This is a genomic window from Idiomarina seosinensis, assembly GCF_003987275.1.
Classification (GTDB): domain Bacteria; phylum Pseudomonadota; class Gammaproteobacteria; order Enterobacterales; family Alteromonadaceae; genus Idiomarina; species Idiomarina seosinensis.
Genome location: NZ_PIQF01000001.1, coordinates 601458 through 614336 on the forward strand (window position 1 = coordinate 601458; position 12879 = coordinate 614336).

Here is a 12879-nt window from a genome sequence, read left to right on the forward strand (position 1 = left end):
GAGCTTACGTTTGAATACTGAGCAACAGTTTGACCTTTCAGAAGCCATGGAGAACTGTGCCAAAGAGCCAATACATATCCCAGGTGCTGTGCAACCGCACGGAGCCTTGCTGGCGCTCGATCACAAACTGAAAAACGTGATTGTTGCCAGCAAAAGTAGCGTCTCCTTTTTTGACTGTGAGCTTTCCCAAATTTTTTCTCAGCCCCTTGAGCAATGGGCGCCGGAAAAGATGCTGGGTTTGCTAAAACGGTCGTTTAAAAGGCTCACTAAGGGTAGACACACAGATTACTTCGAAGTCGCAGTGCCAGGAATTGAAAACACTCATTGCTTCTGCACGGTCTACAAGGCAAATAACCTGCTGGTGTTGGAAATAGAACCTGTTTACGTCCAACTGGCGGGTGATTTCACCGCAACGGTCCGACGTCAGTTTGATCAGTTAACACAGGTAAAAAGCGAACGGCAAACACTCGAACAACTGGTTAAAAGTGCGGCTGCTATTAGTAACTACGATCGAACATTGGTGTATAAGTTTGATGCTGACTGGAATGGTGAAGTGGTTGCCGAGCACTTAAAAGAATCATCCTTGAATAGTTATCTTGGACAACACTTTCCAGCCAGTGATATTCCTCCGCAAGTAAGAGCAATGTATAGCGCTAATGCGGTGAGGAAAATAGTGGCCGCCGACGCAGAATCCAGTCAGTTGGTACAAAATCCTAATGTAGAAACCCCGCTGGAAGCAATCGATTTAAGCCCAGGAACGTTACGAGCAGTTTCTCCGATACACGCAAATTACATGCAGAATATGGGCGTATGTCGCTCGCTATCGGTCGCTATTTTCGATGAGAATAAACTTTGGGGCCTACTGTCGTGCCACGGAACTCAGCCTGCACGGACGACACCCTACCAGCAACATGCTTTACACTCTTTGGTACTAATGGCCAGTCAACGGCTAATGTTGCAAAGACAGTATCAGTCACAACGGTTTTTTGATTCAGTTGAGGAAAGCCGTAAGGCATTGCTTGATCCCGATAAAGAGATCATGCCGCCAAAACAATTACTATCAAGCCAAGGCAAGCAGTGGTTGGATCTTTTCGATGTTAACTGTGTGGCGCTTGTGCACGGTAACGAAGTGAGCCAAGTGGGCGATAAGGCTGATCGTAAAAATATAATGGAGCTGGCGAATTGGCTAAGGAAAAACCATTGGGTTACCGGGTTATATTCCACCCGCGAGTTAGGCGCCTCAAGCTGCAAGGAGTTTTTAAAAGGCACTAAATTCTGCGGTATGCTTGCAGTATCAATGCCCTATGAAAGAGAGCTTAATGGCTGGCTTATCCTACTGCGACATGAAGCTGTCGAAGTTCGCGACTGGGCAGGGCGTCCTGAAAAATCCGAGGTTCAGGAATACCAGGGCAAGACGGTGCTATCGCCGCGCCAGTCGTTTGATAAATTCCAGCAACAAATAGAAGGGCGCTCATTTGAATGGACGCCGGAGCAAAAACAAGCCGCACGAACTCTCGCTGAAGATTTAGCAATTGGTGCTTCGGCCTATCAGATTGAGCAACTTAACGAGCAGTTGCAAAAGGCCAATGACCGACTAGAACATTTAATCCACACAGATGCCTTAACACAATTGTGGAACCGATATCACATGGAGCAGACGCTGGATGAAGAGATTGCCCGTAGTGAACGGCATGACCATCCACTCAGCGTTATTATTTTTGATATTGATAACTTTAAAGACATTAATGACAGCTATGGGCATGAGGTTGGTGACGACGTATTGAAAGGCATTAGTCGCGCATTAGCAGCTGAAATGAGAACCTCTGACTCATTGGGACGCTGGGGCGGCGAGGAATTTCTGGTCATTGCCAAAGAATCAACGTTATCTGACAGTACGCAGTTAGCTGAACGTTTGCGTGAGCGATTAGAAAGTATTGAGTTTGACAAGGTCGGTGTGGTCACGGCAAGCTTTGGTTTAGCAGAATTTAGCCATGGTGAAACGCGTAATGATTTAGTACGAAACGCGGATAGCGCTTTATATGAAGCAAAAGATCAAGGGCGCAACCAAGTTCAATCTGCTGACTAGCAACGCCGGAGCCTAATAGATGCCTTTATCCAACCAAATAATCACCGTTTCGCCAATTCTAAGCCGGCTGGCGGAAGTCTGTGAAAAAATCGGCTATTGGGAAGCATTACTAGGTAGTCATTCAGACTTTTCTGAAAGTGAGTTGCTTGAGCAAAAAGGGCAAGCCAGCCTGGCCTTCGATAACCTTACGGAACCTGCTTTAGAGCAACGCTTATTATCGTTGTATCACTCTATTGCAAATACCAATTTAACCAGTGATAGGGATATTAAAAACACTCATAACAAGTTATTGCAGGATCACTTTTCGCAAGCGGGGAGTTATCGTAGTACAGGTATGGGGTTTTATCGGGATAATAAACTGGTGCATATGACGGCAGGTGCCAACCAAGCGGCTAAATTAACGCGTCAGCTGCTACTGACGTTGAACGATAATGAACATCATCCGTTGCTGCAAGCGGTTAACTTCCTATACGAATTTGAGTTTATTCAGCCTTTTGCTCAAGCCAATGGCTGTTTGGGCCGACTCTGGTTTACGGGTCTGTTACAACAATGGAAACCGTTTTTATTAATACTCCCGTTTGAACAACAGCTGCTTAAACAACAGCATAGCTATTATGCGACGTTAAAAAAATCCGTTAGTGACAATGACAGCAATCGTTTCATTTCGTTTCTGTTGGAGCAAATCCAGCATTGTGTTGAACAAATGATTGAGAGTACTCCGAACCAAAAAGTGACCGAGAGTTCGGATAAAAGCCCCCAGCTCAACGCCGAACTAGAGCTTCCTGAAGGTTCGGAGAATAGGCCAACACGAGAAAAATTATTGTTGTTACTTGAACAGCAACCACAGTGGAGTGCTGCTCGTGCGGCAGAGGTACTGGGGATTTCGGCAAGAGCCGTTGAAAAGCATATCTCGCGGCTAAAACGAGATGGCTTATTGGATCGAGAAGGCTCGGCGCGCGCTGGGCGCTGGCGTGTTACTCGTAAATCGACCCAGCAGCTGTCTCTACCGGAATACTAAACCGCTGGTAAATCTTCTCAGCCAGTTGCGCCTGGGCATCGTATTCACCATGGATTAAACGGACGCGCTTAACAGGTGATTGTGATGAGCCAATAAAATCCAGTAGCTCCTGTTGATCCGCATGAGCTGAGTAACCGCCAAGGGTATGAATCTGAGCCTTAATATCGATCCGCTCGCCTCCCAGTATGACGTAACCACCTTCTGGCCCGTACCTCTGAATATCTCTTCCTGCAGTTCCTTTCGCCTGGTAGCCAACAAAAAGAACGTCGGTGCGGCGGTCCGGTAGTAGCGCTTTTAAATAATTGACAATACGACCACCTGAACACATTCCGCTAGCAGCGATGATGATGACAGGCTCAGAGGTGGAGCGAATACGGTTAACCAGCTCTAAATGCGTACTGTGCTGTTGCACTGTATGACAATGGTTAAAATCTAACGGGTGACGGCCCTCCTTAAGCCGGGCTTTTGCTTGTTCATCCCAAAGCTGACTCAGTTCGCCATAGACCTCGTTAAATTCCGCTGCCAACGGAGAGTCGATTACCACCTCCGGAAAGTTGTGGGTTTGGGCAACTTCAAGTTCGTGCCAAATCGCTTCCAGCTCGTACAACAGTTCCTGAGTACGACCGATACTAAAAGCTGGTATTAGCACGGCGCCACGATCTTCAATACATCGGCTAATAATAGATTTTAACCGCTGTTGCCGGTGCTTTCGCGACTCGTGCAGACGATTACCATAGGTACTTTCTAATAGCAATAAATCGGCACCATCTAAAGTGTCCGGGTCTGGCAACAGCGGCGTTCCGCGGCAACCGATATCACCCGAAAAAACAACGCGTTGATGATCGTCGATACTGCATTCGATAAAAGCCGACCCCATAATGTGTCCGGCATTTTTAAAGCGAACTTTTAAGTGTTGAGACAAACCGAGCCACTGATCGTAGGCAACCGGCATTAGTTGTTGTTGCAGCTGGCTAAGAACTCCTTCAATGAGTTCAGCATTTCGGGTAATCCCGACCTTTATCGCATCAGCGATGACCAGCGGTAACAAACGCGCCGTGGCCTGGGTACACACAATAGGGCCTTTAAAGCCGGCCGCCAATAAATAAGGAATTCGGCCGACATGGTCCAGGTGACAGTGGGTTACTAATAGAGCCTTAATGTCTGCGCTGTAAAAATCGACTTCAGGCGGTTGAGATTGCTGCTCGCCCTGCATCAGCCCGCAATCGATTAGGTACGACTCTGTTGCCGATAGCTGTAATTGATGACAAGAGCCCGTTACTTGATTAAAGCCGCCGTGATGGATAATGTTCACTAAGTCACCTCCGCTGTGTGTAGGAGATAAGTTGGCACAGACAGTTGCTTTGTAGCAAGCTGGCAAAGCGGAAATTTTTGTAGGAAAGGAACCACTGAATGAGCGCAAATTACATACCGGGTTACTACCTGTCTGCTGCAATATTATCTCTTATCGTTGCTTTTATAATACCCGGGTGGCCATTAAAGGTGGTGTTCGGCTGGACATTTTTGGCACTGGCTATGGTGGCCTCTGCTTATTGGCTGAACACGGCGATTCTTTTTAGAAAGCGCCAGAGCGGTAAAATCCCGCCTTACATACGCTGGCTATTGGTTCCTTTTTTACTGGGCGTGCAGCTTTACAATGCCTGGGCCAGACGCCAGGACGGCTTAGCAGGTTGGCATGCAATAACTGACGATCTGTACGTCGGCCGGCGGCTATTTCCGGGTGATATTGAACAGTTAAAAGCGGAAAAGATAACGGCAATACTGGATGTTACTGCCGAATTTGATGCGCTCGACTGGTCATCTGATAACGCTGATATTGCTTATTTAAATGTGCCGGTACTGGATCATAAAGCTCCGTCTGAACAACAAATACATCAGGCTATTCAATGGATACAGAATCAGCATCAGCAAGGCAAAAAGGTGCTGGTGCACTGTGCGTTGGGGCGTGGCCGTTCCGTTTTTATGATTGCGGTTTATTTATTAACGACAGCGTCAGACAACAATATCGATTCGGTACTTAATAAAATTAAACAACAGCGGCAAGTCGCTCGGTTGAATGATGTTCAGCGAAAAAAACTGACTCAGTTTGCCAACGATAACCAGTTACTGCTGGCTAAACGTGCCTGGGTCATCGCCAATCCCGTATCGGGCGGTGGTAAATGGCAACATGAGCAGTCCGCAATTAAACAAACATTAGAGCCTTATTTTGAACTTGAGGTTATGGAAACCTCGTTAGAAACCGGTGCTGAACAACTTGCTAAAGATGCGGTAGAGCAGGGCGCACAGCTGGTCATTGCCTGCGGCGGCGATGGCACACTAACGGCGGTCGCCAGCGTATTAAAAGGCACCAACGTAGTGATGGCGATTATTCCGATGGGAACAGCAAATTCGCTGAGCCAGGCCTTATGGGGAATGAGTTCTAAAATTACTCCCGTTGCTGCGGCCTGCCACACTATTATTGAGGGCCGCACCCGAGCTATCGATGTGGGCAATGTTAATGGGCAGACGATGTTGCTGTGCGCGGCTATTGGATTTGAGCAGCAAATGATTGAAAAGGCCGATCGGCAAATGAAAAATAAATTAGGGCAGTTGGCCTATTTGCAAGGACTTTGGCGAGCCTGCAACGAAAACGAAGTACTGGAATTGCAGGTAACACTGGATGATAAGCCGGTAGAAAATTGGCAGACCAGTAGCTTAATTGTTGCCAACGCAGCACCAATCACAACCTTGCTAGCACAGGGCAATGGCAGCCCCATGATGGACGACGGTCAGCTTGATCTGACCTGGATCGAGCCGCAAGAAAGCGGTAATAAGCATGTATTCAGTTTAATTGAATTATTGTACTCCGGCTTAACCGAAGACAACTTAGGAATTAATACCGGCTATCAGCAAGCCGCGAAGGTCCACATTCAGCGACGCGATAAACAACCATTAAAATACGCCGTTGACGGAGAGCCACAGCAACACGACGAGCTTGAGATAACGGTCGATAAGCAGGCGCTGACGGTATTGGTACCAGAGCGAATTGACTATTAAAAAGGAGTTTATAATGCAGCTATCACAACGACAAAAAGGCTGGGCGCTGAAATTAATTTAAAGAGCTGAAGATAGATGCACGGCTGTTAACGCGGTAAGTCATGTATTCAAAGGCATTGCTACTTTTCATGTTTGTGGGGCTTAAGAGGAGGGTGCTTAGGTTGGTTTTCCGGTGTCACACGACGCCTTTTTTCTCGTGTCCCGTCCTCTTTCCGAGGTTTCGGTCCTGGTTTTATGCTCATTTAGATAGATCCTTATAGTAATAGCTTTCTCAAATTCATGAGATGGCAGAATGCCATTACTTATATAGGATACATTTAGGCTAGACTCAATTTTCTTTGGAATTCTCTGCGGTTCAACCAGTCTGGAAGTCTGCTCAGTGCCAAGAGCGGACTTTTTAAGCCGCGCTCTTCGGCAAATTTGTAGCGCAGAGAAAGACTTGCCCGACAGTAGCGCCTTGTTAGCAAGTATTACTTAGCGCAGTATATTATTGGCCTTACGTTCATATCTTTGACCGCATGCGCGAAGGAAGAAATAATCCATAATAGCTGGACAATATTTCCTCTAACAGGTTCTTCTTCTTTTATTTTATTAAATTCTTCTTTAATACCTGAGATAGAAAGAAACGAACAGCATAATACGCAGCTACGATTCAGCTTGTAATCTTTAAGCAAGTTAGCCAGATACAGTTCAAAATCATCAGTGTTGCCCTGCCGTATCCTAGGTATTTTTGTCTGAACGCCTTTTCCTGACTTGTAATCTTTCTTAAATGTTTTTTCTAATTTTGACAGCATAGCATTTGCATCGAAATACATGTTTCCAAGATTCTTAATCCCTTGGCCTACGACATCATGTAAGTTACTAGCTGATGTACTGGGATCACCATGTTTCGAGTGAATAAAGCAAATGTTTGATTTTTCTTTATTAAATGTTATGTGATCAGCCCACTCATCACCTAAATCGTCACAGAATATAAAATCATCTTGAGCATGAATTTTTTCAACGGCATCAAACATCGAATCGGCTGTAAAATTTTCGCTTTCTACCGTAAAACTGCCTTTTTCCGATTTGACCGCTGGCATTAACTCTATTGGTTGAAAAATCTCAAGGATGTTGTCGATCTCGGAAATTCCAGAAGAATCTTCGAAACACGCCCCCATAAAGTACATGTATTTGGGGTCGTCAAAAGTAACACTATAGAATCCATGCTTAACAATATACTTTTGAAGAGTTATTAGCTTGCCGTTTTCAGACACACGCAACTTTGCAAGATATTTCGAATATAAAGTAAGACTTTTCTTGTTAGCTCGAATCCGAGAACCATCATTAACTCCGATGACGTTCAAATCTGAATCTATCTCATATACCTTCTCTAGCGCAGATTCTAGATTTTTGTAGACGCGATTGGAAACGCTGATGACCTTACCCTTTTTTGTTTTATATTTTAGCTGGATACCGTCTTTCTTTAGACGATCAAACAAGGGGGAACTCTATATAAGAATGGCATTAGGCGAGCAAATAGTTAAGACTTCACTTAGCTCCACTTTACTTGCGAAAGCATCTAAGAAGTTTGTATTGCTAGGAGCTTCTATAAGATTGATCTGCTCCGAAACCCATGCAGCGATATTGTCGATTGTTTCTCTACTGGATGATTCAACAACCCGACCAGTTCCTGATATAGACCTGGTCTTGGCTCCTTGCCGGAGCTTAAAGTAATAGGGAATTGATCTTCCTGCTGAATGAGTCGAAAGCAATCCTTTTAAGTCGGCCGCTTCATATGATCTTGATCTCATTGCTCGATCTGAAACTGTCATATTTCTAAGCGCCAATCTCTGAAATTCCACATCATCATCAGAGAATGAAGATGAAAACTCTTTACTGCCGACGAGAGTAAAGTTTTCATCCATCAAGTCGAATATATTGCCACAGCTTTTCTTAAGAACAGCAAGGTAGCCGCCAGTCTCAATAATCAATATAAATGCATAAACCGTGTCTTCGAAGTCATCGTCCAAGAAGTAAACTGGTCTACTAGAAGAAAACACCCTTACTGAATAGACAAAACCTAAATTTAGCTCATCTACATTTCTTTCCTGCCTAAATTGATCAATTATAAATCCACTATCTGGATTCATGTTATCAGAGGCAGTGTCGAGGATTTTTCTAAGCAATTCATCCTCTACAGGTTCATTAACTCTGTAAAATTGTGCATTCTTAGTCAATCTGAGTCTTTCTGGCATTATCTTGCCTCCTTGCTAACAGTGTATTATGCCAACCGTGCGAGCTAGATTACCTTGTAAGGTCAGAGAGTCCAACGTCTGTTTATCGCTCGTAGCTGCCATACTTAAACCTCCTTTAGCACGGGAGATTAGTTATGACAGCCCAAATACCAACGCCTTGGAATAAAGATCGCATTATCGGTCAGAAAAGACCACTTCAAATATCGCAAGTCTGGGGAATTAGAATTCGTCTCGAACTTGAGGACAGAAAACGAGATCTCGCACTTTTTAACCTTGCCCTAGACAGTAAACTACGCGGTTGTGACCTTGTTAAACTAAAAGTCTCAGATGTTTTTTGTGGTCGTTCAATCTTGAAGCGAACACACGTTATCCAGCAGAAGACAGGAAGTCCGGTTCAATTTGAAATTACGCAAAATACTGGCGAATCAATCCAAGCATGGATTAAGAAGGCCAATTTGAGCGAGTCGGATTTCTTATTTAAGTCGCGCGTCAACGGCTCAAACCATATATCTACCAGGCAATATAACCGGATTTTTCATGGATGGATTGAAAAGCTGCACCTTGATACCGCGCTTTACAGCACACATTCCATGCGACGAACTAAGCCATATTTGATTTACAAAAAGACAAAAAACTTAAGAGTAGTCCAGCTTTTATTAGGTCATAAAAAGCTGGAAAGTACGGTCCGTTATTTAGGCATTGAAGTAGATGATGCTTTGGAGATATCGGAATCAATTGAGATTTAAGATTCGTAGGGCTGCGTTCGCAGCCCTTCTGTGGCAAAAGCAGATCGGGGTCAGTAATTAGCCGACAACTGTATTTTACTCAATGGGTAAATAAATATCGGTTATCATTTCGTTCTCTGGCACATCCGGGAAAAAGCTGACTCGCTCGAAGTAAATAGGAAAATCCCGCACTTCAACCATAGCCTTTGGCAGCCATTGAGTGTAAAGAAAACTTACTATCACACCGATAGAGTCGTCGCTACCAATATGCCTAACCACCGCGCATCGTCCCGCAGGAATAACTTTGTTGACTATGCCGTAGTCATTGGCGGCGACAGGCTTATCGACAGAGCAGGCTATATCGAGTCGGTAGTCCTCTGGTGCAGTAACATTCGGGTCATCGTAAACCAAGTTAAACGTCTTACTTTTGCTGGGTGGGAGATGACTAAGCTTTCTCCATTCAATAAATTTTTGTAGCGAAGCCCCCAATAAATTTGGCGCCCCGCGATGTTCCATTACCGCGATTAACGTTTCGGGAAACGCTTTAATATCAACGTTAAATTTTGTGCCGTTATCCATAATATTTTTCCTTAGCATTAATATAGGTTCATATTTCTCGTGCCAAGGGGTCCAATTAGCCGCCTTTCTGAATTCGGATGGACTTTTATCAAAGTGCTTTTTAAACACCCGAGAAAAGGCTTCATGACTCTCGTAGCCATTTGCCAGCGCTATATCCAGAACTCTTTCATGATCTCTGTAGGCCAACTGATAAGCAGCCCTTTTGAGCCTAAGCAACCGCACTAGTTTTATTACTGACATACCCATGAATGCAGAACACTGCCTGTGAAAGTGATACTTGGACAAATGCGCAAGCTTGCACAGCGTATCAATATCAAGGTCAGCATCCAGATTCGCCTCAATGTGACTAATAACTTTCTCAAACCGATCTTGATAGTTCGACATATAAATAATTCTCCCCTTAGCGATTTAAGACTAAAACTTAATGGAGGGATAATCTTGACTAAGGTTGCTCAGTACCGAGAGAAGTTTTTTCGACGCAGCAGCTTTTTAGCAACACCAACAAATAGCACCGCCACAGTCGTAACAACAAAAAATTGTCCGAACATTTGAAGCGCGAGCTTAGGCCAAAAGTTAATTTCTTCGGTAAAAAGTGGGTGCCAAACATATATCAGCGTTAAATTCCCTGGAAACAATAACACCTTGGTGCCGGGCATAGGACCACAAAGCATGTCGTATAAATTCCAACTCAACGCAAATGTTGCCGCGCCAATAACAACAGAAATTAACCCCGCATATACCGCAATAGTTGTCGTGCTAGTATTCATCATGAATCAACTCGACAGCCTGCGCCGTTTAGAAAATCATCTATAACGTTAGTAATTTCGTCTTTAAGCCAGTTAGGGCCGTAATCAGTCATGTCGTTGTGACGGGACTCGGGTATTTCTTTAACGCACGTACTGTACTCTTTAGCCTCTCCCGGTGAAGGTAATACGCCCTCGTCAGCAGGGTAATCACTACCTCGAATTGAGAAGACTTTAATATCCTCACTTCTAGGAAGCGGAACGCGACGATGGTCAAGCGTGATCAAGGTATCAACATAATCCTTGCCGGCATTCGCAATCCAGGAGGAAATATCCCCACCGTTTGAATGACCAATAAGTAACAAATCATTGAAGTTATAGTTTTGGTAAGTAGATGCCAGCCTGCGTTTAATAAAGTCCAGTGTTTCGGCACCTCTCATCCAGTTTTCACTTCGAGTTTCATACAAATTACCCGATACCGAAAGCGGAGGATCGTTCTCTAACTCGTGCCCAATAGCCACCACCATGTAACCCAGCTGGTTTAGCTGATCGGACAAAAAAGTGTATTTAGTATGTGATACGCCGTAGCCCGCGCTAAGTAATGCCACGGGGCACTTCTCGGTCTCGTTGCAATGTTCTTTTTCAACAGGATGCGAGACTTCTATCGGAATGTGCCTGTCCCTGGATTCATCGTAAATCTTGTCGCCTCCGAAGCTAGAGGTGCTGAGAAGTAAACTTGCTAATAATGTGAGGAGTTTCAAATTATAGTCCTTTACGATTTGATTTTTGGCGACTCGTGACTGTACTACGGTTTATACTAAATGTCCGCCATTCGCTCTAAGCGGCCATTCACCTTATTCTGAAAACCAGATATCACCGTAATCTTTCACAAGGCCGTGCTTGTCGACTTCAAGTTGAGTCCGAAAGCCGCTAGTAGGGTTATGATATTCATATAAATTATCTCCTAGCCGAGTGTAATATTGCTCAACTGGAAGGATGCTGCAGTCATTTTCCCGAAGCCAAGCTGCATGACAAACCATGGTGTCATTTATTTTAGGTTGTTGGCGTCGAATCGGCAGCGTATTAGTCGCTGGAGTAAATCCGAGATCGATATCATGAGCCCCGTCAAGGTAGGGTAGATAAACTCTGTTTTTATACCATTTCCCGTCGTTAGTTCGTGAAAAGGTAATTGGGAACATCGTTGATTGTTGAAGGCGAACCTCTTGGGTATGCCAACTGTTGCTGCAGACAATTTGATAGACCCATTGAACAGATTTGCTCGATTCGACGATAGTTACATCCCCTCTCAGGAGCCACTGATTCTGTTGACGAATTAGCTGGCAGTTTTCAGTACTGTTTAATTCCTTACTCCGCCAGCGTGCTTCAGCAATAAAGTTCATTGGTTCCCCCTTCGTTAAAAAAGGAACTGTACATAAAAACAGTATATGTGACAATGTTAGCTTGTTTAGCCCTTTTGGACGGCACGATCGGTAAGCATGAAATTCTTTTAATGAGCATCAAGAGTTCATTCCGCTTTGAGCGAGCAGCGGACCTTCTGTCTTTCAAATTACTTCAACTAGTGACTAGCTGCCCCGTCATTAGTAAGTGTGGGTGTCACTAGCGATGCACGGCACATTCACTGCGGCAATATTGCGCGTTTTGTTGTTGTGTTGTGTATTTAAGTCGTTTACTGTCAATGACATAACAAAAAATAAAGGTTGGATATTGTGCGCTCGGTAGAGTGTAACTGAGCATGCTCAAATTGCCTGTGCTAACTCGGGCTCTTTCAAGTCAGGAGTGCCTGCTTGATCAGTAAGTTAAGAACCGAAAACTATCAATTGGACGAGTTTCTAAATGCGCACGCACAATATACAAATGTTAGGCGCACAAGGAAATAAAAACAGTGTACGATTTATATAAATGCAATGATGAAGACACATCCCGTTACATTCTTGGAAAAGAGGGATCTAAAAAGTTATTTGTAATTGGCCTGAATCCGAGTACCGCAAACAAAGAAAAATCTGATACAACCGTTGCTAAAGTGGAAAAGGTCGCGAGTAATAATAGCTTTGATGGATTCGTAATGGCTAATTTATATCCACATCGCTCAACAGACCCAAACGGGCTTCCAGTTGCAAAAGATGAAGAAGAGTTTAAACGCAACCTAGATCATATTGTGATGTTAGCGCGTTTAGAGTCAAATCCAACTTTTTGGGCTGCTTGGGGTGGTGATATCGATTTGCGCTCGTACTTGGCGGAATCTTTTAAGGAACTAGATTCGATAGTTAAAGATTTGAATGGAAGTTGGGTTAATTATGGTGAACTTCGAAACGACGGACATCCACGACACCCGTCTAGACTTTCATACTCATGGGCGTTTTCAAAGTTTGATACAGCAGTCTATGCACAGCGCTTCGCCTAACAAAGTATTGCAGCG

Annotated in this window: 12 protein-coding genes; 5 read left to right on the forward strand and 7 right to left on the reverse strand. The window is 44.4% G+C overall.

Going from position 1 to position 12879, the window contains the following annotated elements; all coding sequences use genetic code 11:
• Window positions 1–10: 10 nt before the first annotated feature.
• Both CWI81_RS02900 and CWI81_RS02905 read left to right on the forward strand, forming a co-directional pair.
• Window positions 11–2086, forward strand: a complete 2076-nt coding sequence (locus tag CWI81_RS02900) for a sensor domain-containing diguanylate cyclase (RefSeq protein WP_126783725.1) — start codon at window positions 11–13, stop codon at window positions 2084–2086.
• A gap of 19 nt (window positions 2087–2105) precedes the next feature.
• Complete coding sequence (locus CWI81_RS02905) at window positions 2106–3104, forward strand: Fic family protein (RefSeq protein WP_126783726.1); 999 nt, start codon at window positions 2106–2108, stop codon at window positions 3102–3104.
• Here CWI81_RS02905 and CWI81_RS02910 read toward each other — a convergent pair.
• Entirely contained in the window at window positions 3061–4416 is a 1356-nt protein-coding gene (locus tag CWI81_RS02910; protein ID WP_126783727.1) for an MBL fold metallo-hydrolase RNA specificity domain-containing protein, read from the reverse strand. The two genes, CWI81_RS02905 and CWI81_RS02910, sit on opposite strands and share 44 nt — an antisense overlap.
• Window positions 4417–4514: 98 nt before the next feature.
• On the opposite strand from CWI81_RS02910, the gene CWI81_RS02915 reads away from it, so the two are divergent.
• On the forward strand, window positions 4515–6158 hold the full coding sequence (locus CWI81_RS02915) for a diacylglycerol kinase family protein (RefSeq protein ID WP_126783728.1): 1644 nt from the start codon (window positions 4515–4517) through the stop codon (window positions 6156–6158).
• Window positions 6159–6628: 470 nt separating this feature from the next.
• On the opposite strand, the gene CWI81_RS12800 is transcribed toward CWI81_RS02915, so the two are convergent.
• Entirely contained in the window at window positions 6629–7639 is a 1011-nt protein-coding gene (locus CWI81_RS12800; RefSeq protein WP_241970326.1) for a hypothetical protein, read from the reverse strand.
• A gap of 9 nt (window positions 7640–7648) precedes the next feature.
• Complete coding sequence (locus tag CWI81_RS12805) at window positions 7649–8395, reverse strand: hypothetical protein (protein ID WP_241970327.1); 747 nt, start codon at window positions 8393–8395, stop codon at window positions 7649–7651.
• A gap of 134 nt (window positions 8396–8529) precedes the next feature.
• Here CWI81_RS12805 and CWI81_RS02925 point away from each other — a divergent pair, with 134 nt between their 5' ends.
• Entirely contained in the window at window positions 8530–9141 is a 612-nt protein-coding gene (locus CWI81_RS02925) for a tyrosine-type recombinase/integrase (RefSeq protein WP_126783729.1), read from the forward strand.
• A 75-nt stretch (window positions 9142–9216) separates the two neighbouring features.
• Here CWI81_RS02925 and CWI81_RS02930 read toward each other — a convergent pair whose 3' ends face one another.
• From CWI81_RS02930 to CWI81_RS02945, 4 genes are all read right to left on the reverse strand, one after another.
• On the reverse strand, window positions 9217–10083 hold the full coding sequence (locus CWI81_RS02930; RefSeq protein ID WP_126783730.1) for an AraC family transcriptional regulator: 867 nt from the start codon (window positions 10081–10083) through the stop codon (window positions 9217–9219).
• Window positions 10084–10151: 68 nt separating this feature from the next.
• A complete protein-coding gene (locus CWI81_RS02935) occupies window positions 10152–10469 on the reverse strand; it encodes a hypothetical protein (RefSeq protein WP_126783731.1) in 318 nt (105 codons plus the stop codon).
• Complete coding sequence (locus tag CWI81_RS02940; RefSeq protein WP_241970328.1) at window positions 10466–11050, reverse strand: alpha/beta fold hydrolase; 585 nt, start codon at window positions 11048–11050, stop codon at window positions 10466–10468. Before CWI81_RS02940 ends, CWI81_RS02935 begins: the two co-directional genes overlap by 4 nt.
• A 246-nt stretch (window positions 11051–11296) precedes the next feature.
• A complete protein-coding gene (locus CWI81_RS02945) occupies window positions 11297–11842 on the reverse strand; it encodes a putative glycolipid-binding domain-containing protein (RefSeq protein ID WP_126783733.1) in 546 nt (181 codons plus the stop codon).
• A 503-nt stretch (window positions 11843–12345) separates the two neighbouring features.
• Between CWI81_RS02945 and CWI81_RS02950 the strand changes: the two genes are divergently transcribed.
• Window positions 12346–12864: a DUF1643 domain-containing protein gene (locus CWI81_RS02950; RefSeq protein WP_157983289.1), complete on the forward strand. Its 519-nt coding sequence runs from the start codon at window positions 12346–12348 to the stop codon at window positions 12862–12864.
• Window positions 12865–12879 lie beyond the last annotated feature (15 nt).

Excerpts from the sequence above, each read along its gene's own strand:
- CWI81_RS12805 (WP_241970327.1), bottom strand. The coding sequence starts at position 8,395 with ATGCCAGAAAGACTCAGATTGACTAAGAATGCACAATTTTACAGAGTT.
- CWI81_RS02925 (WP_126783729.1), top strand. The coding sequence starts at position 8,530 with ATGACAGCCCAAATACCAACGCCTTGGAATAAAGATCGCATTATCGGT.
- CWI81_RS02915 (WP_126783728.1), top strand. The coding sequence starts at position 4,515 with ATGAGCGCAAATTACATACCGGGTTACTACCTGTCTGCTGCAATATTA.
- CWI81_RS02935 (WP_126783731.1), bottom strand. The coding sequence starts at position 10,469 with ATGATGAATACTAGCACGACAACTATTGCGGTATATGCGGGGTTAATT.
- CWI81_RS02945 (WP_126783733.1), bottom strand. The coding sequence starts at position 11,842 with ATGAACTTTATTGCTGAAGCACGCTGGCGGAGTAAGGAATTAAACAGT.
- CWI81_RS02905 (WP_126783726.1), top strand. The coding sequence starts at position 2,106 with ATGCCTTTATCCAACCAAATAATCACCGTTTCGCCAATTCTAAGCCGG.
- CWI81_RS02930 (WP_126783730.1), bottom strand. The coding sequence starts at position 10,083 with ATGTCGAACTATCAAGATCGGTTTGAGAAAGTTATTAGTCACATTGAG.